Raw genomic sequence first — 19,911 nt, forward strand, 5'->3', positions numbered from 1 at the left:
ATGACGCCAGGGCTGAGCCGGTGCGGGCATCGCTCCTGCTCGCCTGGCTCACCCAGCTCTAGCCGCTGCATTTGGGCATGAGGCCGTTCACATCCCGCACCAGATTGGGCATCACCTCCTCAGCCGGATGTTTGCCTGTCACCAGGCTCTCGGTGTGGTTCTTGATGACCTCGATGATCTTCAGCAAGTCGCTCGAGCGCTGCTCGAAACATAATGCTGGCTTGCAGGTCAGTTTTTCATTTCGACCACCCTCATATCTGTGTGATGCCCTAACAGAGCGGTTGCCACATCTCGATATCGCGATCACGTGCGAGCAATGTGGGAAGCGCCTCATGCCAGGCGTCTCGATAGGGTCGCTTGATCTGGACGTTCACGACCTCCTCATGGCTCTCCCAGGTCTCGTAGAGCATGAAGCGATTTTCGGACGCCGGATCGCGATGCAGGACCGCCTGATGAAACGTCGGCTCGTGTCTCATCGCGTCGAGCACCGCCCCGAGCAGTCGCAGAAAATTCGTGCGCTGCTCGGGAACGACGTCAAACTTGATGACATAGGTGACCGGCATGGTGCTTCTCCTCGGCATGTGTTCGGCGGCGACGGAACGGCGTATCGGGCCTGCCCGGGAAGAGTGCTTCACGCGACCGCGCTCGGTCGATTACCTCGCAGGTCAAAAACACGCTGACATGGGGCGCGAATTGACCCCGGACGAAGTTATGGCGGACGTAGGCGATAATCGCGGCCCGCAGCCCGGTTCATCGCGCGCTTGGAACCGCAAGCCGCACCTCAAGGTTGGTCACACGGGATCGATTTGAGGAGGAGCCGGCAAGATGGTGATCGACCTTCGCGATGGAATTCGGCCGGTCAGCCTGTCGCTGGGGCAAAACGCCACGCGCGAAGCGATGAGGAGCCTCGAGGAGACCGGCGCAAGGCTTCGGGATCCACCCTCCAAATGAGCGGTACGCAGGCGTTCGATTGCATCATCATCGGGGGCGGCCCGGCAGGGTTGATGGCGGCGATATATCTGGCGCGCTTCCGTCGCCGCGTCTGCGTCGTGGACGCGGGTGCGAGCCGGGCCGCGCTGATCCCACGCAGTCATAATGTCCCCGGCTTCGTGCACGGCCTGTCGGGTGACGAGTTGATCGCGCGCATGTCGGCGCAACTGGACGAGCTCGCCGTGACACGCGTGGAGGCCGAGGTCACGGCCTTGCAACGTCACGACCGCGTTTTTCAGGCGAGCTGGAACGGCGGTGCGCACGGCGCCGCCACCGTCATTCTCGCCTGCGGGATCGTCGATACCCATCCGCCGTTCGAGCAATGGCGTGCCGCGGTCGCCGATGGTCTGTTGCGCTACTGTCCGGTCTGCGACGCCTTCGAGGCGAGCGGCCGCCGCATCGGTGTCATCGGACCGCTTCACCGTGCCGCCGGCAAGGCGCTGTTCCTGCGCGGCTACTCGCGCGACGTGATGCTGCTCGCAACCCGGTGGGATGACGGCGAAGCCGCAAGATCAGGACTGGCCGAGGCGGGGGTTCAGGTCGAGATCGCGCCCGACCTGCGATTGCGACGGGGCGACGGCAGCCTCGAAGCCGTCTTTGCCGGCGGCAGGACGGCGCGCTTCGACGTGGTCTATCCCGCGATGGGAGCGCAGGTGCGCTCGCAGCTCGCGATGGCGTTGGGCGCCGAGCATACCGGGGAGGGCTATCTCAAGGTCGACGACCACCAGCGCACGACGATCAGCGGGCTCTACGGCATCGGCGACGTCGTCACCGACCTGCACCAGATCTCGGTCGCGTTCGGCCACGCGGCGGTTGCCGCCTGCACGATCCATCACGGCCTGCCGCGGCGCCTGGTGTGACTGACCTCGATCAAGTCTCACAATCGCGGGAACCAGGAACCAAGCGCGGTGGCTGGCCTTGGTTGAGCGGGCGAGGGCGACGTCTGCACGACTGGAGAGACCGCATGGTGCAATCGGAAGACATGACGCGCTGCATCGCGCATTGCATGAGTTGCTACCAGACCTGCCTCGGCACGGCGATGAACCATTGCCTCGAGACCGGCGGCAGGCACGTCGAGCCCAACCATTTCCGCCTGATGATGGCCTGCGCCGAAATGTGCCGGACGGCCGCGCATTTCATGCTGATCAACACGCCGCATCACCGGCATACTTGCGGCGAATGCGCCGAGATCTGCAGCGAATGCGCCAAGGACTGCGAGCGGATCGGCGGCATGGACGAATGCGTCGCGATGTGCCGCTCCTGCGCCCAATCCTGCCGCGCGATGGCAGCGTGAGGCGATGCCCATGCTGGAAGAGAAGCTCAAGGAAGCCATCATCGGCGAACTGGAACGCCAGGCGGCTGACCGGCCGCAAGCGCTGAAGCTCCAGGGCGCGAGCGAGGCGAACCGCTCGGAAGAGCTGATCGTCAACGGCAGGATCGATCTTGCCGCTTTGGTCATGGTGATCGCGGGATCGGTCGCGGGCGGACCCTAGCTCGCGCGGTCGGCCGCCCTCAGCGTATTCCTCGCCGATTCGCCTGCCGTCACGCGCTCCGTGCTGAGCGCCGCAGTGACTGCGGCGGGTGGCCGAAGGCCCGGATGAAGGCGCGGCGCATCCGCTCGGGATCGCGAAAGCCGGTGGATTGCGCGACGCGCTCGATCGCCTCGCCGGAGGACTGCACCCGTTCGCGCGCCACCTCGACCCGCAGGCGCTCGACGGCCTTGGTCGGCGTCGATCCGGTTTCGGCGATGAAGGAGCGCACGAAATGCCGCGCGCTCAATCCCGCGCGCTCGGCAAGCGCATCGACGGTGAGCTGCGCGTCGAGATTTTCCCGCACCCAGGACAGCAGGCTGGCGAAGCGGCCGCTCGGCGTCTTGAGTTCGAGCAAGGTCGAGAACTGTGATTGCCCGCCGCCGCGGCGTTGATAGAGCACGAGCTGCCGCGCGGCGGCTTGCGAGACGTCCTCTCCGTGATCCTCGGCGATCATGGCGAGTGCGAGATCAATTCCGGCGGTGATGCCCGCCGACGTCCACACATGACCGTCGCGGGTGAAGATCTGGTCCGGCTCGAGCCGGATCTTCGGGTAGCGTCCGGTGAAGTCGCGTGTGCAGGACCAGTGCGTGGTTGCACAGCGGCCGTCCAGCAGTCCCGCTTCGGCGAGCAGATAGGCGCCGGAGCAGACGCTGGCCATGCGCACGCCACGCCGCGCCAGTCTCTGGATGAAGGCGATCGTCGTCTTGCAGCGCGCCGCGGCCTCAACGCCTTCGCCGCCTGCGACGAACAGCGTCGTGACCCCGCTGGCCGATCGCAGGCTGCGCGCCAGCATCTCGGTGCCCGACGAGCTGCGCACCGCGCCGGCCTTGGCCGCGACCGTGATCACGCGCGGTGCATGCGGCACATGGCGTCTTGCGATCTCGAACACCGAGATCGGACCTGCCGCGTCCAGCAACTGGAATTCGGGAAAGATCAGGAAGCCGATCATGGACGCGTCCAAAAATGAGGGAATTACGCCGTTTCCGATCTCAAGGCCAACATGGCAGGCTGCCATCGTCAAGCGCGATGTCGAGGTTGGTCATGTCGGGTCCGTTGCAGATCGGTCTTCTGGTTTTTCCCCGCGTCACCCAGCTCGATCTCACCGGTCCGGCGCAGGTCTTCTCCAGTCTGCCCGACGTGAACGTGCATCTGATCTGGAAGCGGATCGAACCGGTGCCGAGCGATTCCGTGATCCTGCTGACGCCGACCGTCACCTTTGCCGATTGTCCGCAGCTCGACGTGATCTGTGTACCCGGGGGCTATGGCACCGACGAGCTGATGCTCGACGAGGAGGTCCTCGCGTTCCTGCGCGAGCAGGAGCGGGGCGCCAGATACGTCACGTCGGTCTGCACCGGCTCGCTCGTGCTGGGCGCCGCCGGCCTGTTGCAGGGATATCGCGCGGCGACGCACTGGACGGCCGTCGATGCTCTGCCGTTCTTCGGCGCCTCGGTCTCGCGGGAGCGGGTGTGCATCGATCGCAATCGCATCACAGGCGGCGGCATCACGGCGGGAATCGATTTCGCGCTCACGCTGGTCTCGATGCTCCGGGGCCGCGCCGCCGCCGAGATGATCCAGCTCCGCATGGAATACAATCCCGCGCCACCGTTTGAGGCCGGCTCGCCGGATACGGCGCCGGCCGCGATCGTCGCGGCGATGCAGGAGCGCGTGGCGCCGTCACAGGCGCGGCGGCTGGAGTTCGTCAGGAAGGCCGTGGGTCAACGGGGATAGCGCAGGTCATCGCCGACATGCGTCGCGATGCTGAAACGGAGGGGGCAATGGCGCCTTGTCGTGTTGGAGAGTTGCGGTCGTGGCAGCGACGGCTTTGCCGGATGAGCCTGGCTCTTGTCCTGGCGCTGGGTCCGGTCGCGCTGATTGCGCGAAGCGCGGCCGCCGAGTTCTCCGGCGGGCAGATCAGGATCGGCATCGTCAATGATCAGGCCGGACCGTTGTCGGACCTCGCCGGACCCGGCTCGGTCGTCGCCGCAAAGCTGGCCGTCGAGGATTTCCAGAAGACGTCGCCGGGGCTGAAGGTCGACATCGTCATTGCCGATCATCAGAACAAGCCTGATATCGGCGCCCAGGTGGTGCGCAAATGGTTCGACGTTGACGGCGTCGACATGGTGGCCGATGTCGGCAACTCCGCGGTGGCGCTCGCGATCCAGTCGATCGCGCGCGACAAGAACAGGATCGTCATCTATTCGGCGGTCGGGACCACCGATATCGGCGGCAAGCAATGTTCGCGCACTGGCCTGATGTGGCTGCACGACAACTACAACCTGGTCGCAGGATCCGTTCGCAGGCTGGTGTCGCAGGGCTACGACAGCTGGTTCTTCATCGCGGCCGATTATGCGTTCGGGCGCAACATGGTGGAGGTGTCGCAGCGCGTGCTGGCTGCGGCCGGCGCCAAATCGCTCGGCGCGGTCTTTCACCCGCTCGGCAATGCCGACTACAGCTCGTTCCTGCTGCAGGCCCAGGCCTCGAAGGCGAAGGTCGTCGCCTTCGCCAATGCCGGCGAGCAGCTCGTGACCTCGATGAAGCAGTGGAACGAGTTCGGAATGACGACGGGGCCGCAGAAGCCGGTCGCCGAGCTGATGTTCCTGACCGACGTCCACGCCATGGGCGTCGAAACAGCGAAGGGGCTGACCACGGTCACGGCCTGGTACTGGAATCTGAATGAGGAGACGCGCGCCTTCGCCGAGCGGTTCTTCAAGCTGCACAAGGCGATGCCGACCGCGCCACAGGCCGCCGTCTACTCCGCCGTGCTGCAATATCTAAAGGCCGCGGCTGCGGCCGGAACGGACGAGACGAACGCCGTGCTGGAGAAGATGCGCGCGATGCCGGTGGACGACTTCTATGCCCGGGGAGCGCGGCTGCGCGCCGACAACAAGCTCGTGCACGATTTCTACCTGGTCGAGGTCAAGCAGACCGCGGACGTCAAAACCCCCTGGGACTACTACAAGGTCGTCGAGAAGATACCGGCCGAGGACGCCTATCTTCCCCTGAGCCAAAGCGAATGCCCGCTGCTCAAGGTGTCGGGAAACTAGCGGCGGCCGGAGGCCGGCGAGGGAGCCGGGGGCGAATGCGCCTCAGCCGTATTCCTCGCCGATGCCGTATTCCTTGTAGATCTCCAGCGGATCCATATCCGGAAACAGGCGGCATTTGGCCTGGGCGAGGTGCAGGCTCACCGCCGCCGGCTCCTTGCCGTTCGCGAGCATCTTGCGGATGTCGTCCATATGCGCGCTCGGCTGGTGCTTCGGCGCGAGCTGCTCCAGCGCGACCAGCGCGGTCGCGAGGGCCTCGGTCAGAACCCATTCGTCGTGGCCCGTGATTCCCTTCTTCGGCATCGGCAGACCCCAGATATGGCGGCGCCGCCCAGTCTAACGCGACTTCCGCCAAATCGCCATTGAGCCGTCGCGGACGGCCCGCGTCCGGCAGGCGCGCCCTTGCATTATGGCAGCGCGTGGCTAAAAGGCGGCAAATTGCAGGGCCGTGGTATCTTTGTTGAAACAATCTTGGCGTAGACGGGCGTCTGCAGGGATCCGGCTGGCAGTTCCGGTCTGGCTCCCCGATCCCGCATTCGCACGCGCGCCCGCCTGTGCGCCCTCAAGGCTCAAGCCAGCATGGTTTTTCTCAGCTTCGTCTACCGCTTCGTCACCAACTTCGCGTTCATGGCGGTGGTCTATTTCAGCCTGAACTTCATGGAGAAGTATCCGAACCGGGCGATCCTCGCGATCCTGGTGCTGGTCTATGCCGGCATGCGTGCCGCCTCGACGCTGCGTGCGTTCTACTTCTTCCAGAAGATCGAGAAGCTGGAGGCCGAGACGAAGCGTCTTCAGGCCCCGATCAACGACGGCTCGGGCGGAACCAGTGCGCGCAAGCAGGTCGTTGCCGACGTCGCACGGCTGCGCCGCGATGGCGAGCTCAAGTCCTATATGGACCTGTTCTTCCTGGCGCTGATCGTGCTGCTCTGCGTCGCCGCGATCATGCGGCAATAGCCGCTTTAGGCGCGCTTCTTCACGCTGGTCGCAACGCGGGTCGGGCGGGGCTTGGCTTGCGCGGCATGCTTGGGGGTGACAGGCGCCGCACGCGCCGTCCGGGCAGCGTGTGGCTTGACGGCCTTGCCCTTTGCAGCCTTGTCCTTGCCCGCGCGGGGCGTCTCGGCCGCCATGGCCATCCGCGTCGCGGCGCGCCGCGACAGGGTCGTGGAGAGCAGCACCTCGACCGAGCCCTCCGGAATCGAGAAGAGATCGTGGCCGGGCACGGGCAGGGTGGATGCAATATCTGTTTGCCCCTTGGTCCGGCGCGGCAGCAGCGGCTGGTGCTCGGTCTGCGCATTGAGGTCGGCCAGCGCGGGCGCCGGCAGCGTCCGGGTCTCGGTGAACACGAAATTCGGAACGGACGGCCAGCGCGCGATCGGCGTCGTCTCGGTCGGCGGATGGAGCAGCCATTCGACCGGCGTGGTCGGCGTCGCCGGCCGGTCCGCTGTCGCCGGCACCACATGCACGATGCGATAGCCGCGCGCCTTGAGGTCCCGGATGATTTTTGGCAGCGCTGCAACCGTCCGCGCCTGGATGTCGTGCAGCAGCAGGATGCCCTTGCCCTTGGCCTCCAGCCGCTGGATCGCGAGCTGGTAGACACGATCGGACGACACATGCCGCCAGTCGTCGGCCGGGAAATCGGCGCTCCAGACCTGGATGCCGCGCGAGATCAGATAGTTCTCGACGCCCTCGGCACGCATCAGGCCGGGAATGCGGAAGAACGGCGCGAGTTTTGACGGATCGGTCATCGCGGCCGAGGTCCACTCGATGCCGCCGTTGATCTCGGGCTCGTATTTCTCGACCGGCATCCGGTCGAACGTCAGCGGATGGCTCATGCTGTGGGTGCCGACGGTGTGTCCCGCCGCGACCAGCTTGCGCACGCCTTCCGGGTTCGCTTTGGCCTGCTGGCCGATGATGAAGAAGGTCGCCTTGATGCACTCGTCGTCGAGCATCTTGAGGACCTGGTTGGAATATTTCGGCAGCGGGCCGTCGTCGAAGGTCAGGACGACCTCGTGGTCCTTCAGGGGCAGCGTCTCGCGGTACTGCATGGTGCCGATGCGCGGATGCTCGCGCGGATCGACCACGAGGGTGCGGGACGTCCCGAGCGCGTCCGGGTGGCCGGGGCAGTCGGCCGCATAGGCTGCCGGTGCGCCCACGGTCAGAAAACCCAGACACAGGACGATCCACGATCGCGTCCGAACCACAACGCTACTTCCGATCATGAATCCCGTCTGCCTCATGCGATTGCCGCCATAGTAGGTCGGAGACGCCTGGAAACGGTTCAGCCGCCATACCCTTCCATCATTGCATGCCTTAGCATGAACAGAGTGTTAATAGGGCCAAAATCACCCCATTTTGCGCCGCCGTGACATTCCAGCATCAGCGCGCATCGGCGCTTTTCTGTGACGTGCCCGCCGGGGCCACGTGAACCACCCGAAACCCGTTCTGCTTCAGATACCGCAGGAAGGCCGGCATGATCGCCGCCGTGCGCGCCTTCGGATCGTGGAAGAGGATGATACCCTTGCCGCTCGCAGCGAGGCGCTCGGTGACCAGCTTCAATTCCTGCTCCGGCGTCATCTCGTTCCAGTCGCTGGCCCAGAGATCGGCCCCGAACACGACGATGCCGCGCGATTGCAGCAGGTCGAGTTGTCCTTGCGTCGCTTCGAAATAGGGGAAGCGGAAGAACGGCGTCGAGGGCGTCGTCGTCGAGACCCCGTGCAGCGCCATCTCGTCGGCTGCGATGCCGCGGTCGATCTCGCTCCTGGCCTTGTCGAACGGGATCCGCGCCATGAACGGATGCGAGAAGGTGTGATGGCCGATGGTATGGCCTTCGCGCGCGATGCGCTTGACCATCTCGGGGTGCTCGGAGGCGTGCAGGCCGATCAGGAAGAACGTCGCGCGCACGCATTCCTGCGCCAGCGCCGCCAGCACCTTCGACGTCGTCGGCGGATGCGGGCCGTCGTCGAAGGTTAGCACGACCTCGTGATCGGCCAGCGCCAGCGTCTGCGGGAAGCTCTTCAGGCCGACGCGCGGCGTGGCCTTGGCATCGACGCTCAGGATACGCGAGGTACCGAGCGCATCCTTGCGCGGGCACTCGGCGGCATCCGCCGAGCCCATGCCGGTGAGGGCCGCAAGGACCGCGCCCGCCGACATCGATGTCCATTTCAGCCGAAGCATCTTTGCCATTGCGCTTGCAGTTGCCTTGTGGGTATTGCCTGAACCATCAGCTCAGACCACTCGTTCCAACCTGTCAAACGGCGAGGCGCACCATGGATGAACATATGGACGGTGCCCCATCCGCTGCGGATTCGGTACTCGACCACGTCCCGATGCGCAATGAAGACGGCGAGATTCGTCACGAATTCGTCGAGGAAATCGCCCATGCGATCGAGGCCGGCGACAGCGCCGCGCTGCGCGCCTGTGTCGCGGAGCTGCACGAGGCGGACCTCGGCGATCTGATCGGCGCGCTCGCGCCCGACGACCGCGTCCGCCTGGTCGAGCTCACGGGGCGCGACTTCGACTTCTCGGCGCTGAACGAGGTCGACGAGGCCGTGCGCGAGGAGATCCTCGAGGAGCTGCCGCCGGAGACGGTGGCCGAAGGCGTCCGCGAGCTCGAATCCGACGATGCGGTCGAGCTGCTGGAGACCCTCGACGAGGACGAGCAGGAGGAGATCCTCGAGAAGCTGCCGCTGCAGGAGCGCGTCGCGCTCGAGCGCAGCCTGCTGTATCCGGAAAATTCCGCCGGCCGCCGCATGCAGACCGAGTTCATCGCCGTGCCCCAGGATTTCACCGTCGGGCAGGCGATCGACTACATGCGCGAGACGCCGGACCTGCCCGACCGCTTCTACGAGATCTACGTGGTCGACAAGGACCAGCATTGGCAGGGTGCGGTCTCGCTCGACGTGCTGCTGCGCGCCCGCCGTCCAGTGCCGCTCACCGAGCTGACCGACGAGGATCGCCGCCGCGTCTCCGTCCTGGAGGACCAGGAGGAGGTGGCGCGCATGTTCGGCAAGTACAATCTGGTCGCAGCCCCCGTGCTCGACACCCAGGACCGCCTCGTCGGCGTCATCACCGTTGACGACGTCGTCGACGTCATCGAGGAAGAGGCGGACGAAGACCTCAAGGCGCTCGGCGGTGTCACCAGCGACGAAGAACTGTCCGACACCGTGTTCACCATTGCGCGCGCGCGGTTCAACTGGCTGCTGGTCAATCTCGCGACGGCGTTCCTCGCGTCCTCCGTGCTCGGCCTGTTCGAGGGCCAGCTCGAGAAGATGGTCGCGCTCGCGGTGCTGGCGCCGATCGTGGCGAGCCAGGGTGGCAATGCCGCGACCCAGACCATGACGGTCGCGGTGCGCGCGCTGGCGACGCGCGAGCTCGGCTCCTCCAACGCCTGGCGCGTGGTGATGCGCGAAGGCCTGGTCGGCCTCGTCAACGGCCTCGCCTTCGCTGTGATCACGGGCATCGCGGCGGTCGCCTGGTTCAAGATCCCGGGCCTCGGCATCGTCATCGGGCTCGCCATCATCTGCAACCTCGTCGCCGGCGCGCTCGGCGGCATCCTGATCCCGATGGCGCTCGAACGCGTTAGGGCCGACCCTGCGGTGGCATCAGGCACGTTCGTGACCACGGTGACGGATGTCGTCGGCTTCTTCTCCTTCCTCGGCATCGCGACGCTCTGGTTCGGGTTGAAGTAGGAGAGCTTGAGAGGCCGGGCTCTCTCCACGTCATTGCGAGCGTAGCGAAGCAATCCAGAATCCCCGCGGTGGCAGTCTGGATTGCTTCGTCGCAAGAGCTCCTCGCAATGACGGCGGCGGGCAGCTGGGCCCCCTCACTTTCACGCTCCGGGTACGCTGCGCCGCGTCCGGGGCACGAGACCTCGCTATCTTTAATCCGAACTTAAGCGACCTGCCGCATCATCGCCTGCGCTTGGGGGAATGGACATGCGGTTGCGGCTGAAGGCGGATGGACGGATCGTCGAGTTGCGGGACGGACAGGAATTTCCGGTCCAGCCGGCGGCCAATGCCGCGTCCAGCGACACCTCTTCGCTCGCGGTGCGCGACCTGCGGCGCCGTGCCTGCCTGACCCAGATGGAGTTCGCCGCCAAGCTCGGTGTTCCCGTCGAGACCATCCGCAACTGGGAGCAGGGCAAGCGCGCTCCGCGGGGACCCGCCCGCGCGCTGCTCGCGGTGATCGCGCATGCGCCCGACACGGTGTTCCAGGCACTGGCCAAGGCCTGAGGCCCGACGTCAAGGCTTCGCGCGAACCTCCTGTTAGCATTGCCCTGAATATCCGTCCCGCAGGCACCGACGTCCGTTGGCAACCATGACGGGTGAGGTTCATAATGTCGGCCGGGGCTGCGTAACAGAGAGGACTCCTCATGCTGTTCGTCGAGGCCAATGGCGTAAGGATCCCGTCGATCGGGCTCGGGACCTGGGAACTGGAAGGGCGCACCTGCGCCCGTGTGGTCGAGCAGGCGCTGCGGCTCGGCTATCGCCACATCGACACCGCCCAGGTCTACGACAATGAGCGCGAGGTCGGCGACGGCTTACGCGCCTCAGGCGTGCGCCGCGACGACATTTTCCTCACGACGAAAGTCTGGACCAACCATTTCGCGCCCCACGATCTCGAGCGCTCGGTCAAGGAGAGCCTCGCGCGCCTGCGGCTTCCCTGCGTCGATCTGCTGCTGCTGCACTGGCCCAATCCGCATGTGCCACTGGTGGAGACGCTTGGCGCGCTGTCGCATGCGAAGCGCATGGGGCTGACCCGCCACATCGGGGTCTCCAACTTCACGGTGGCGTTGATCGAGCAGGCGGTGGCGCTGTCATCAGAGCCGCTGGTCTGCAACCAGGTCGAATTCCATCCTTATCTCGACCAGGCGAAGGTGAGGGCGGCCTGCGACCAGCACGGCCTCGCGCTGGTTGCCTACAGCCCCATCGCCAAGGGCCGCATCAAGTCCGACCAGACCCTCGTCGCCATCGGTCGCGCGCATCGCAAGACGCCGGCGCAGGTCTGCCTGCGCTGGCTGCTGCAACAGAATGTCGCTGCGATCCCGCGCACCTCGCGCGTCGAACGCCTGTCGGAGAACATCAATATCTTCGATTTCGAGCTCTCGGACGACGAGATGGCGCAGGTCGCCGCGCTGGCCAGCCCCAAGGGCCGACTGACCGATTTCGGCTTCGCACCGAAATGGGATTGAGGGGAGACCGCGGTATGCTAACAGCAGGGCGGCAACCCAAGACCGGGCGATGGAACTGCGGAAGATCATACGGACGGACATTGCAGCGTCGGCGATCGCGCATCTGACGCTGGTGGCGTTGATCATCGTGATCAGCGAGGTCCATCCGTTTCGTAGCCAGGCACCCGAGACCGTTTCGGTCGACATCGTCACGCCGGAGCAGGTGAAGCAGGAGGAGGCCAAGGCGGAGGAGAAGGCCCAAGAGAAGGCAGAGGAGAAGGCAAAGCAAGAGGTCCCCGACCTGAAGCTGCCGAAGCTGGATTTTAGCGACAAGGACAAGGCGGAAACAGCGCCGAAGCCTGCGGCCAAGCAGCAGGCCGCATCGCAATCATCGCAGCAGAAGGCGTCGCCCGAACCGGAGCAGAAACAGCCGCAGCCGCAACCTTCGCAGGCGCCGAAGCAAACTGAGGCGACCGCGCAGCCACAGGTCCAGCAGCCACAGCCGCCGCAACCGCAGCCTCAGCCGTCGCAACTGCCGCCGCCGCAGCCACCGCAGCCATCGCAGCCCCAGCCGGCGCCGCAGCCGCCACAGGCGATGCCGCCGCCGCAGGCCGCGCCGCCGCCGGCCTATCAGGCGCCGGAGCCTGACGTCACCGTCAAGTACGGCGTCATGCTCGGGCTGCCGCCCGAACTGCCGCCCGACCTACCGAAAGATGCCCCCAAGGACGATGGCGGCGATGCCAAGGATTCAATTGCAGCCAAGCTGCCGGCCGAAGTCATCGCCGCGCTTCGCCGTCATTTGAGAGGCTGCGCCAAGCTGCCGGCCGGGGTCGACCCGACCGACAACGTGCACATCAAGCTCCGCACGGTGTTCGCCACCGACGGCACGCTGGCGCGCCCGCCGATCCTGCTCGAAGCCCCGCCATCCGCGAAGGGCGTGGCCATCGTGAAGTCCGCAACGAGCGCGCTGCAGGCCTGCCAGCCCTACAAGATGCTGCCGGCCGACAAATACGAGGAATGGAAGGTGTTGGACCTGCCGTTCAGCCCGCGGGATTTCGGCGGCGGGTAAGGGGCCTGCTCGCGTTATCCGTTGGCGGCGAGGCAGGCGCGGACTTTGTCGGCGGGTCCTCTCGGGACGGCATGGGCCCGCCATTGCTCGATCGTGGCACCCGCGGAGGCGAGGCATCGCCTGATGTTTCTGTCATATGTCGCACGAGACATGCTGTCGCGTTTGGCCTGGCAGGACGGATCGCCATGGCACTCGTAGAGCGGAGCTGCCTTCGCCGTCGATGCCCCCAAAACCGCCGCGACGGCAGCAATCAAAACCTTATTCTTCATTTTGCCCCCTGAAAAACCATAGGTCGTTTCCTGGCCCGGCGCTCGTGGCTCTGCCGGAAACCGCGAATACAATGACAACGAGAGATCAGACAGTCCAGCCTTCGACTGCCCGTTTCATGGATTTTCCACGCGGCCCCGGCGTCATTGTCCGACGGGCAAACCAGCCGACGTTTTCGGTGGATGTCACTGTCAGGCCCTTGCGCCAAAAATATTCCACTTTACCGAAATTCGGATTTGTCGTAGATATTGCTCATCCCGGCTCATCCTTGAGGGGCGATCATGTGGTCGTCATTTTCTCCGAGACAGTCGTGGTTCAGCCGAGGAGCCGCGGGGTACAGGATTCCCTGCTCCAGTGCGCAATTGCGCACAAGGCGGGGAATGACGGCGGTATTTGGAGAACGACGCAGATGCCACACACTCCGTCATTGCGAGCGCAGCGAAGCAATCCAGAGTGTTTCCGCGGAGGGATTCTGGATTGCTTCGCTGCGCTCGCAATGACGACGTGGAGAGAGTATGCGCGCACATTGCGCTCCCGTGCCCCGGACGCAGCGCAGCGCTTCTTCAGCGATGCGCTGCAGAGCCGGGGCCCATCCCCCGAGCAGTCCGTGTGGCGCTCTGGGTCCCGGCTCTGCGCCGCAACGCTTTACGCGTTGCAGCTTGTCCGGGATACGAGAGCTTCAATGACCGCGCTTCTTGATCTCCTCACCATCGCCCGCCTCCGGCGCCATCGCCGCCCAGGCGCTGGACGCGAACTGGCGCCGCCACGTCACGATCACCACCGCGGCCGTGGTCACGAACAGCACCCAGGGGCTGACGAACCAGCCGAGATAGCCGAGCGCGAAGAAGAAGGCGCGCTGGCCGCGGTTGAAATGGCGACCGGCGGATTCGAACACGCGCGAGGTGCGGATGACGTGGGCTTCGGCCGCCGGCGTGTCGCGTTGCGAAGCGGGCGGCATGCCGCCGAACAGGATCGCGACATAGTTGAACAGGCGATAGGCCCAGGCGAACTTGAAGAAAGCGTAGACACAGATCAGCACGAGGCCAACGCATTTCAGCTCCCACATCGCCGGCGAGGTGCTGAGATCGATCGGCAGCTTGCTCAGAATCGTGATCGCATCGTTGGTGGCGTGCAGCAGCGCCAGCGCGCCGCCGAGCGCGAACAGGCTGGTGGAGGCGAAGAAGGCGGTGCCGTTCTGGAGCGAGGCCATGATCTGCATGTCGACCATGCGCGTTTCGCGGTCGAGCAGGCGGCGCACCCAGACCTCGCGATAGCGGTTCATGCGCGCCGACAGGCTGCCGCGGCCATAGGCCGAGTGTTCCAGCGTCAGGGCATAGGCCAGCCATTCGATGATGAAGAAGCCGACCGCCGTGATGTCGACCCAGTGCCTGCTCATGTGTTGCTCCCTCGGGGATCGCAACGATTGCCACGCATGGGCGGGCGCAGCAACGATTGATTGGCGGCAGGCGATGGCGTTAAAAGCAGCTCGCTTCAAGACGTCTCGGGAAGGACTGGTGACATGGCAACGCTCAAGCTCGCGATCGGCAACAAGAACTACTCGTCATGGTCGATGCGGCCCTGGCTCGCGCTGCGCGCGAACGACATCCCATTCGTGGAGACCCTGATCCCGCTCTACACCGACGATCCCGCCGACAAGGAAAAGATTCTGTCCTTCAGCCGCGCCGGCAAGGTGCCCGTGCTCGTCGACGGCGACGTGACTGTGTGGGATTCGCTCGCCATCATCGAATACATCGCCGAGCGTTACCCGGAGAAGAAGCTGTGGCCCGACGACGCCGCGGCCCGCGCCCATGCTCGTTCGGTCTGCGCCGAGATGCATTCCGGCTTCGTGCCGCTGCGCAGCGAATGCGGCATGAACCTGCACCGGCCGATCCGTCCCGTGGCGCTGTCGGCCGATGCGAAGGCCAACGTCGCGCGCATCGAGGAGATCTGGCGCGAGTGCCGGGCGCGTTATGGAGCCAAGGGACCGTTCCTGTTCGGCCGCTTCGGCGCGGCAGATGCGATGTATGCCCCGGTCGTGCACCGCTTCCGCACCTATTCGATCGACGTCGCGCCGGACACCAAGGCTTACATGGATGCGATGATGGCGCTGCCGGCGTTCCAGGAATGGACCCGCGAGGGGATTGCCGAAACGCTTCTCATCGCGAAGTTCGAGGACGCGTAAGCATGATTGTGATTGAGCGCGGCTTGACGGCATGTCTGATAGCGGCGCTCAATCACGGTGCAACGACGGCTTAGGAGAGGGCGCCATGGGGATCCTGGACTCGCTGGAAAACAATCCCGCGCTCCGCAGCGCACTTGGCCAGCTTGGTGCCGCCGTGCTGCCGGCCGTGCTGAACGAACTGCTCGGCAGCAACAACCAGGGCGGCCTCAGCGCGATCGTCGCAAAGCTCCAGCAGGCGGGCTTCGGCGACCAGGTCAAATCCTGGCTCGGCAACGGCCACAATTTGCCGATCTCGGCCGACCAGCTCCGCGCCGTGCTTGGCAACGACACCGTCCGCCAGCTCGCCGCCCGCTACAACATCCCGGTCGACCAGCTCGGTGAGATCCTCGCCCAGGAACTGCCCAAGGCTGTCGACCAGGCCAGCCCGCAGGGCCATCTGCCCCATACCGCGTAGGGCCTGGTTCCAGCGATATCAAAGGGGGCCGCGGTTCCCTGTTATCGTCCTGAAAAGACTTCAAAATTTGTGCATTCACCAGGCTTGCATGAGGCTGGTCAAAAACGCCGCATGCATGCTATACAGCACGCGGGTTTCCGGCCGGCCATCGCAGTGGGACCATGGGCGAGGCAGGCGTTGTTTGAGTAATGGAGAGGGTGTTGAAGCACAAATTCCCCGTTGGAACGCGCGTTCTGTTCACGGCCAGCAACGTCGCGCGCCCCGCTGCCAGCGGCTCGTACGAGGTCATCCGCCTGCTGCCGACGGAAGGCGACGACTGCCAATACCGGATCAAGAGCTCGACGGAAGCGTTCGAACGGGTCGCCAAGGAAAGTCAGCTGGCGCTGTCCTGACGCGCCGCCGGCACCGCCCATTGCCATCGCGGACGAATTTGCTCCGCTCGCCGTCAAAAGGCCCGCTTCGCCTTCGCAGGGTGGGGCGGGGGCAGTTGCCGACTCGCGGTGCTCGCTTTGACCATTCGCTCTTTGCTCGCGTGAGGGGACGTCGCGCATGAACTGGGCATCGGCCACTTCGCTCGACCAAATCTGGCGCTCGCCGGCCCTTCCGATGTGGATGACGCTGGTCGCGGCCGGATTCTTCGGATTGATCCTGCTGATCACGCTGCTCCGCGCCGAGAAGTCGCTCGCCAACGGCGCGCTGACGGTCATCACGCTGCTGTCCATCGCGATCGCCGGGGCTGCCATGGTTCACGTCTATGGAACGGCGGGGCAGGACACGCCGATCGAATCGCGCGCACAGGCCGCGGTTGCCGCGAGCCTGCCGGCATTGTCCTGTCTCGACGGTCTCGCCGGTGATGCCGTGGCCGCGGGCTGCGAGAAGGCGCTGTTCGGCGCACCCGACACGGCAGCGGCGGCCGTCGCCTACACCGCGGCCAGGATCGACCGGCTCACCGCGCTCGGCGATGCCGCCACCGCCGACAAGAGCCTGACGCTCGACATGAAGGTGCTGCGCAAGTCGCTGGAGCGCGATCGCTACGGCCTCGTCGCGCAGGTGCTGGTCGCGCGCGACGGCTGCACGCAGTTCGATTGTGCCGCCTTCCGCTCGCTGACCGATCAGCAGCAGGTCGCCGCCAACATGGAGTCCCATCTCTACGACACGCTGGTCGCACGCTATGCGCCGACCTGGAATGCCCCCGGGGCGGCGCCGTCGATGCCCGCCACTGCCACGCTCGCGGGGTTGCCGCCGTCGATGCCGACGGGCAAGCCGACCAATGCGGAGTTCCCGAGCGCCTCGTCGACGCCTCCGGTGAGCATCATGAATCCGGAGCCGCCCACTGCGGCGACGAAGCAGGCGGCGCCTGCCGCTGGCGCTGCGCCAGCAGCACCGCGCGCACCGGCCGCGACCTCGGCGCAGGCTGCGGCACCCGCGGCACCGGCTGCCAAGAAGCCGCCGGCGCCGAAGGCCGCGCGTGCGCCCGCGGCAGCACCGGTTCCGCTCGCGCCGCCGGCTTCCGCGCCGGCTGCTCCGGCTGCGGATAACCAGTAGTTCGGCATTCCAAATGCGTGGCTGCCCGGCTAATGCTGGGGCATGCCACTCCATCTGATCAAGCTCGCCGTCGGCTGCGACTCCGTCAAGGAATTGAAGGAGTGGGTGGCCGAACGGATGCAGACCGCCAAGAAGAAGGGTCTGCCGCAACACCACATCCACATCACCCGCATGGTGCCCAAGCGTGACGCCGAGATCCTCGCCGGCGGATCGCTCTATTGGGTCATCAAGGGCGAGATCGCGGCACGCGAAAAGATCATCGGCATCGAGCCGTTCCGCGACAAGGACGGCATCGGGCGCTGCCGCATCGTGATGCAGCCGAAGGTGATCTCGGTCTCGCCGCGGCCGATGCGCCCGTTCCAGGGCTGGCGCTATCTCACAGAGGATTCCGTGCCGGCCGATCTCGGCAAGTCTGCCGCCGGCTCGATTGCGGCCATGCCGGAGCCGATGCGGCGCGAGCTGCGCGATCTCGGATTGCTCTAAACCGCGATATTGTCGATCAGCCTGGTGGTGCCGAGCTTGGCCGCGACCAGGATACGCAGCGGCCCGTCCTTGCGCGAGGTGACCTCTGCCAGCGTCGCGGCATGGCGGGCCTCGTAATAGTCGAGCGCAAAGCCGGCGGCCTTGATCATCTCGGCCCCGCGCGCCATCGCGGGCGCGATGGCTTCGCCGGTTCGGATGCGGCCGGCGCTCTCCTTCATGGCGCGGTAGAGCGTGGTCGCGGTCTGCCGCTCCTCAGCCGAGAGGTAGACGTTGCGCGATGACATCGCGAGCCCGTCGCGCTCGCGCACGGTGCGGGAGCCGATCACCTTGACGCCGAGGTCGAGATCGCGCGCCATCTGCGTCACCACCCGCAATTGCTGAAAGTCCTTCTCGCCGAAGATCGCGACATCCGGCCGGCATTGCGTGAACAGCTTGCCGACGACGGTGGCGACGCCGCCGAAGAAGTGCGGCCGGAAGCGGTCCTCGAGGCCGGCCAGCGCCGGCCCCTGGGGCACGATGCGGGTGGCAAAGCCTTCCGGGTACATGGCCTCGACGCCGGGATGCCAGACGATGTCGACATCCTCGGCCGCGAGCTTGGCGATGTCCGACTTCCAGGTGCGCGGATAGGCACCGAAGTCCTCGGTCGGAGCGAACTGGGTCGGATTGACGAAGATCGACACCACGACGCGGCTGGCCCGCCGTTTGGCGAGACGCACCAGCGACACATGCCCGTCATGGAGCGCCCCCATGGTCGGGACCAGCGCGATCGTGGCCTTTCGCTTGCGAAGATTGTCGACGGCGCGCCGGAGCGCGGGGACCGTGCGGGCGATCAGGGGACTTGGCGACATCAGGACTCGGCGGGGTTGGGAATCAGCGGGGAACGGCTCGGCGCCTGGCCGGCTAACCTTAACAAGTGGCAGTCGTGGACGCCATGCACCCGCATGCGGCACAGCATCCCGCGCAAAGCCACGCGCGATATCGCGACGTTGTGGGCTGGATCACAGACGATGAATGGCGCCGCCATTCATGATGAAGAACGGCGCGCTGCGATTTGCATTACCTGTCACGCATTTCACTTGACCGCAGACGCGGCCGACTCGAAGATATTCGTTAGGGGTGTTGAGGATCGCTATGCTCGTCCAAGCAAGCCAAGGCCAGTCAGGCTCGGCGCATGTTGTCGTGCTCGGCAACGAGAAGGGCGGCTCCGGCAAATCGACCACCGCCTTGCACATCGCCGTTGCGCTCCTGAAGGCCGGTCAGCGCGTCGCCACCATCGACCTCGACTGTCGCCAGCAAAGCTTCACCCACTACATCGACAACCGCGCCGCCTGGGCCCGCCGCACCAAGCTTGACCTCGAGCTGCCGGTGCACCGCTGCATCAAGCTCGGCGAGACCATGCAGATTGCCGAGAACGAGAACTCCGAGTTCCTGCAGTTCATGGAGGCGGTTTCGGCGGTCGAGAGCAGCTTCGATTTCATCGTCATCGACACGCCCGGCACCGACAGCTACCTGATGCGGCTCGCCCATTCGATGGCCGACACGCTGGTCACGCCGATCAACGACAGCTTCCTCGATTTCGATGTGCTCGGTACCGTCGACCCCGCCAACTACGCGGTGACGGGCGAGAGCCACTATGCCGAGATGGTGAGGGATAGCCGCCGCAAGCGCCGCCAGCTCGACGGCTCGACCACCGACTGGATCGTGGTGCGCAACCGCCTGTCCATGCTCGGCTCCCGCAACAAGCAGCTCGTTGCCGACGGATTGAAGGATTTATCGCTGCGGCTCGGCTTCCGCTATGTCGACGGCTTCGCCGAGCGCGTCGTCTACCGCGAGTTCTTCCCGCGCGGCCTGACCGCCCTCGACGAGATCGACGAGGCCACGCTCGGCATGCGGCCCAATCTCGGCCATCTCACTGCGCGGGAGGAGGTGACGAGCCTGCTCCGACAGCTCAAGCTGCCGCTCGACGAGCGCGGCCGCCGCCGTGCGGCAAATCGCGCCGAATGGTTCAGCCAGGTCGATAAGCCGCTCGAGGTTCACGACATCCTCGGCGCCTGAGGCGGTATATCGCTACTTCCGGTCCATCTAGAGCTCGGTTCCTGCCCGGAACCAAGCCGGCGCTCGGCCGTTTCACCCCATATTTACTGCGAAATTGAACCCCATCGCGACTGGTTGCGTCGGA

General features: G+C 65.6%; 26 protein-coding genes. 18 read left to right on the plus strand and 8 right to left on the minus strand.

Features of this window, described 5'->3' with window-relative positions:
* Positions 1–58: 58 nt before the first annotated feature.
* Both N2603_RS19380 and N2603_RS19385 read right to left on the minus strand, forming a co-directional pair.
* Positions 59–187 (minus strand): hypothetical protein, encoded by a 129-nt coding sequence (locus N2603_RS19380; RefSeq protein WP_260389996.1) that lies wholly within the window; start codon positions 185–187, stop codon positions 59–61.
* Positions 188–269: 82 nt separating this feature from the next.
* Positions 270–563, minus strand: coding sequence for a putative quinol monooxygenase (locus N2603_RS19385; protein ID WP_018647374.1), 294 nt, complete (start codon positions 561–563; stop codon positions 270–272).
* Between N2603_RS19385 and N2603_RS19390 the strand changes: the two genes are divergently transcribed.
* From N2603_RS19390 to N2603_RS19410, 5 genes are all read left to right on the plus strand, one after another.
* The gene (locus tag N2603_RS19390) at positions 562–810 is read left to right on the plus strand and encodes a hypothetical protein (protein ID WP_260389997.1); all 249 of its coding nucleotides are present in this window, start codon (positions 562–564) and stop codon (positions 808–810) included. The two genes, N2603_RS19385 and N2603_RS19390, sit on opposite strands and share 2 nt — an antisense overlap.
* 15 nt (positions 811–825) lie before the next feature.
* Complete coding sequence (locus N2603_RS19395; protein ID WP_260389998.1) at positions 826–951, plus strand: hypothetical protein; 126 nt, start codon at positions 826–828, stop codon at positions 949–951.
* A complete protein-coding gene (locus tag N2603_RS19400) occupies positions 948–1,850 on the plus strand; it encodes an NAD(P)/FAD-dependent oxidoreductase (RefSeq protein ID WP_260389999.1) in 903 nt (300 codons plus the stop codon). Before N2603_RS19395 ends, N2603_RS19400 begins: the two co-directional genes overlap by 4 nt.
* A gap of 104 nt (positions 1,851–1,954) precedes the next feature.
* Positions 1,955–2,284: a four-helix bundle copper-binding protein gene (locus N2603_RS19405; RefSeq protein WP_260390000.1), complete on the plus strand. Its 330-nt coding sequence runs from the start codon at positions 1,955–1,957 to the stop codon at positions 2,282–2,284.
* A gap of 10 nt (positions 2,285–2,294) precedes the next feature.
* Positions 2,295–2,483: a hypothetical protein gene (locus N2603_RS19410; protein ID WP_260390001.1), complete on the plus strand. Its 189-nt coding sequence runs from the start codon at positions 2,295–2,297 to the stop codon at positions 2,481–2,483.
* 49 nt (positions 2,484–2,532) lie between these two features.
* Here the strand turns inward: N2603_RS19410 and N2603_RS19415 are convergent, their stop codons facing one another.
* Positions 2,533–3,471, minus strand: coding sequence for a GlxA family transcriptional regulator (locus tag N2603_RS19415; RefSeq protein WP_260390002.1), 939 nt, complete (start codon positions 3,469–3,471; stop codon positions 2,533–2,535).
* A 92-nt stretch (positions 3,472–3,563) separates the two neighbouring features.
* Here N2603_RS19415 and N2603_RS19420 point away from each other — a divergent pair, with 92 nt between their 5' ends.
* Both N2603_RS19420 and N2603_RS19425 read left to right on the plus strand, forming a co-directional pair.
* Positions 3,564–4,250 carry a DJ-1/PfpI family protein gene (locus N2603_RS19420; protein WP_260390003.1) on the plus strand — a complete coding sequence of 229 codons (687 nt, stop codon included), beginning with the start codon at positions 3,564–3,566 and terminating at the stop codon, positions 4,248–4,250.
* Between the two features lie 101 nt (positions 4,251–4,351).
* The gene (locus N2603_RS19425; protein ID WP_260390004.1) at positions 4,352–5,566 is read left to right on the plus strand and encodes an ABC transporter substrate-binding protein; all 1,215 of its coding nucleotides are present in this window, start codon (positions 4,352–4,354) and stop codon (positions 5,564–5,566) included.
* 42 nt (positions 5,567–5,608) lie between these two features.
* Here the strand turns inward: N2603_RS19425 and N2603_RS19430 are convergent, their stop codons facing one another.
* The gene (locus N2603_RS19430; protein WP_018647382.1) at positions 5,609–5,866 is read right to left on the minus strand and encodes a hypothetical protein; all 258 of its coding nucleotides are present in this window, start codon (positions 5,864–5,866) and stop codon (positions 5,609–5,611) included.
* Between the two features lie 276 nt (positions 5,867–6,142).
* Here N2603_RS19430 and N2603_RS19435 point away from each other — a divergent pair, with 276 nt between their 5' ends.
* On the plus strand, positions 6,143–6,517 hold the full coding sequence (locus tag N2603_RS19435; protein WP_018647383.1) for a hypothetical protein: 375 nt from the start codon (positions 6,143–6,145) through the stop codon (positions 6,515–6,517).
* A gap of 5 nt (positions 6,518–6,522) precedes the next feature.
* Here the strand turns inward: N2603_RS19435 and N2603_RS19440 are convergent, their stop codons facing one another.
* Both N2603_RS19440 and N2603_RS19445 read right to left on the minus strand, forming a co-directional pair.
* Positions 6,523–7,782, minus strand: a complete 1,260-nt coding sequence (locus N2603_RS19440; protein WP_260390005.1) for a polysaccharide deacetylase family protein — start codon at positions 7,780–7,782, stop codon at positions 6,523–6,525.
* Positions 7,783–7,939: 157 nt separating this feature from the next.
* On the minus strand, positions 7,940–8,713 hold the full coding sequence (locus N2603_RS19445; RefSeq protein ID WP_026312693.1) for a polysaccharide deacetylase family protein: 774 nt from the start codon (positions 8,711–8,713) through the stop codon (positions 7,940–7,942).
* A 116-nt stretch (positions 8,714–8,829) separates the two neighbouring features.
* Here N2603_RS19445 and mgtE point away from each other — a divergent pair, with 116 nt between their 5' ends.
* The 4 genes from mgtE to N2603_RS19465 all read left to right on the plus strand — a co-directional run bounded on the left by mgtE (position 8,830) and on the right by N2603_RS19465 (position 12,801).
* Entirely contained in the window at positions 8,830–10,251 is a 1,422-nt protein-coding gene (mgtE, locus tag N2603_RS19450; protein WP_018647386.1) for a magnesium transporter, read from the plus strand.
* Between the two features lie 240 nt (positions 10,252–10,491).
* Entirely contained in the window at positions 10,492–10,794 is a 303-nt protein-coding gene (locus tag N2603_RS19455) for a helix-turn-helix domain-containing protein (RefSeq protein ID WP_260390006.1), read from the plus strand.
* Positions 10,795–10,934: 140 nt separating this feature from the next.
* A complete protein-coding gene (locus N2603_RS19460) occupies positions 10,935–11,753 on the plus strand; it encodes an aldo/keto reductase (RefSeq protein ID WP_260390007.1) in 819 nt (272 codons plus the stop codon).
* A 49-nt stretch (positions 11,754–11,802) separates the two neighbouring features.
* A complete protein-coding gene (locus N2603_RS19465; RefSeq protein ID WP_260390008.1) occupies positions 11,803–12,801 on the plus strand; it encodes a hypothetical protein in 999 nt (332 codons plus the stop codon).
* Between the two features lie 946 nt (positions 12,802–13,747).
* Here N2603_RS19465 and N2603_RS19470 read toward each other — a convergent pair.
* On the minus strand, positions 13,748–14,464 hold the full coding sequence (locus N2603_RS19470; RefSeq protein WP_260390009.1) for a DUF599 domain-containing protein: 717 nt from the start codon (positions 14,462–14,464) through the stop codon (positions 13,748–13,750).
* 123 nt (positions 14,465–14,587) lie between these two features.
* Here N2603_RS19470 and N2603_RS19475 point away from each other — a divergent pair, with 123 nt between their 5' ends.
* The 5 genes from N2603_RS19475 (at position 14,588) to N2603_RS19495 (ending at position 17,732) form a co-directional block, all read left to right on the plus strand.
* Entirely contained in the window at positions 14,588–15,250 is a 663-nt protein-coding gene (locus tag N2603_RS19475) for a glutathione S-transferase family protein (RefSeq protein ID WP_260390010.1), read from the plus strand.
* An 85-nt stretch (positions 15,251–15,335) separates the two neighbouring features.
* Complete coding sequence (locus tag N2603_RS19480) at positions 15,336–15,704, plus strand: YidB family protein (RefSeq protein WP_260390011.1); 369 nt, start codon at positions 15,336–15,338, stop codon at positions 15,702–15,704.
* A 188-nt stretch (positions 15,705–15,892) separates the two neighbouring features.
* Positions 15,893–16,096, plus strand: coding sequence for a hypothetical protein (locus N2603_RS19485; RefSeq protein WP_018647393.1), 204 nt, complete (start codon positions 15,893–15,895; stop codon positions 16,094–16,096).
* A gap of 157 nt (positions 16,097–16,253) precedes the next feature.
* Positions 16,254–17,249, plus strand: a complete 996-nt coding sequence (locus tag N2603_RS19490) for a hypothetical protein (RefSeq protein ID WP_260390012.1) — start codon at positions 16,254–16,256, stop codon at positions 17,247–17,249.
* Positions 17,250–17,291: 42 nt separating this feature from the next.
* Entirely contained in the window at positions 17,292–17,732 is a 441-nt protein-coding gene (locus tag N2603_RS19495; RefSeq protein ID WP_018647395.1) for a DUF1489 family protein, read from the plus strand.
* Here N2603_RS19495 and panC read toward each other — a convergent pair.
* Positions 17,729–18,580 carry a pantoate--beta-alanine ligase gene (panC, locus tag N2603_RS19500; RefSeq protein ID WP_260390013.1) on the minus strand — a complete coding sequence of 284 codons (852 nt, stop codon included), beginning with the start codon at positions 18,578–18,580 and terminating at the stop codon, positions 17,729–17,731. The two genes, N2603_RS19495 and panC, sit on opposite strands and share 4 nt — an antisense overlap.
* 283 nt (positions 18,581–18,863) lie before the next feature.
* On the opposite strand from panC, the gene N2603_RS19505 reads away from it, so the two are divergent.
* Complete coding sequence (locus N2603_RS19505) at positions 18,864–19,787, plus strand: division plane positioning ATPase MipZ (RefSeq protein WP_260390014.1); 924 nt, start codon at positions 18,864–18,866, stop codon at positions 19,785–19,787.
* Positions 19,788–19,911 lie beyond the last annotated feature (124 nt).

The organism is Bradyrhizobium huanghuaihaiense, assembly GCF_025200885.1.
In the GTDB taxonomy this organism is placed as follows: domain Bacteria; phylum Pseudomonadota; class Alphaproteobacteria; order Rhizobiales; family Xanthobacteraceae; genus Bradyrhizobium; species Bradyrhizobium huanghuaihaiense.

Coding starts and splice junctions, on each gene's coding strand:
- N2603_RS19390 (WP_260389997.1), top strand. CDS start 562: ATGGTGCTTCTCCTCGGCATGTGTTCGGCGGCGACGGAACGGCGTATC.
- N2603_RS19385 (WP_018647374.1), bottom strand. CDS start 563: ATGCCGGTCACCTATGTCATCAAGTTTGACGTCGTTCCCGAGCAGCGC.
- N2603_RS19395 (WP_260389998.1), top strand. CDS start 826: ATGGTGATCGACCTTCGCGATGGAATTCGGCCGGTCAGCCTGTCGCTG.
- N2603_RS19400 (WP_260389999.1), top strand. CDS start 948: ATGAGCGGTACGCAGGCGTTCGATTGCATCATCATCGGGGGCGGCCCG.
- N2603_RS19405 (WP_260390000.1), top strand. CDS start 1,955: ATGGTGCAATCGGAAGACATGACGCGCTGCATCGCGCATTGCATGAGT.
- N2603_RS19410 (WP_260390001.1), top strand. CDS start 2,295: ATGCTGGAAGAGAAGCTCAAGGAAGCCATCATCGGCGAACTGGAACGC.
- N2603_RS19415 (WP_260390002.1), bottom strand. CDS start 3,471: ATGATCGGCTTCCTGATCTTTCCCGAATTCCAGTTGCTGGACGCGGCA.
- N2603_RS19420 (WP_260390003.1), top strand. CDS start 3,564: ATGTCGGGTCCGTTGCAGATCGGTCTTCTGGTTTTTCCCCGCGTCACC.
- N2603_RS19425 (WP_260390004.1), top strand. CDS start 4,352: ATGAGCCTGGCTCTTGTCCTGGCGCTGGGTCCGGTCGCGCTGATTGCG.
- N2603_RS19430 (WP_018647382.1), bottom strand. CDS start 5,866: ATGCCGAAGAAGGGAATCACGGGCCACGACGAATGGGTTCTGACCGAG.
- N2603_RS19435 (WP_018647383.1), top strand. CDS start 6,143: ATGGTTTTTCTCAGCTTCGTCTACCGCTTCGTCACCAACTTCGCGTTC.
- N2603_RS19440 (WP_260390005.1), bottom strand. CDS start 7,782: ATGATCGGAAGTAGCGTTGTGGTTCGGACGCGATCGTGGATCGTCCTG.
- N2603_RS19445 (WP_026312693.1), bottom strand. CDS start 8,713: ATGTCGGCGGGCGCGGTCCTTGCGGCCCTCACCGGCATGGGCTCGGCG.
- mgtE (WP_018647386.1), top strand. CDS start 8,830: ATGGATGAACATATGGACGGTGCCCCATCCGCTGCGGATTCGGTACTC.
- N2603_RS19455 (WP_260390006.1), top strand. CDS start 10,492: ATGGACATGCGGTTGCGGCTGAAGGCGGATGGACGGATCGTCGAGTTG.
- N2603_RS19460 (WP_260390007.1), top strand. CDS start 10,935: ATGCTGTTCGTCGAGGCCAATGGCGTAAGGATCCCGTCGATCGGGCTC.
- N2603_RS19465 (WP_260390008.1), top strand. CDS start 11,803: ATGGAACTGCGGAAGATCATACGGACGGACATTGCAGCGTCGGCGATC.
- N2603_RS19470 (WP_260390009.1), bottom strand. CDS start 14,464: ATGAGCAGGCACTGGGTCGACATCACGGCGGTCGGCTTCTTCATCATC.
- N2603_RS19475 (WP_260390010.1), top strand. CDS start 14,588: ATGGCAACGCTCAAGCTCGCGATCGGCAACAAGAACTACTCGTCATGG.
- N2603_RS19480 (WP_260390011.1), top strand. CDS start 15,336: ATGGGGATCCTGGACTCGCTGGAAAACAATCCCGCGCTCCGCAGCGCA.
- N2603_RS19485 (WP_018647393.1), top strand. CDS start 15,893: ATGGAGAGGGTGTTGAAGCACAAATTCCCCGTTGGAACGCGCGTTCTG.
- N2603_RS19490 (WP_260390012.1), top strand. CDS start 16,254: ATGAACTGGGCATCGGCCACTTCGCTCGACCAAATCTGGCGCTCGCCG.
- N2603_RS19495 (WP_018647395.1), top strand. CDS start 17,292: ATGCCACTCCATCTGATCAAGCTCGCCGTCGGCTGCGACTCCGTCAAG.
- panC (WP_260390013.1), bottom strand. CDS start 18,580: ATGTCGCCAAGTCCCCTGATCGCCCGCACGGTCCCCGCGCTCCGGCGC.
- N2603_RS19505 (WP_260390014.1), top strand. CDS start 18,864: ATGCTCGTCCAAGCAAGCCAAGGCCAGTCAGGCTCGGCGCATGTTGTC.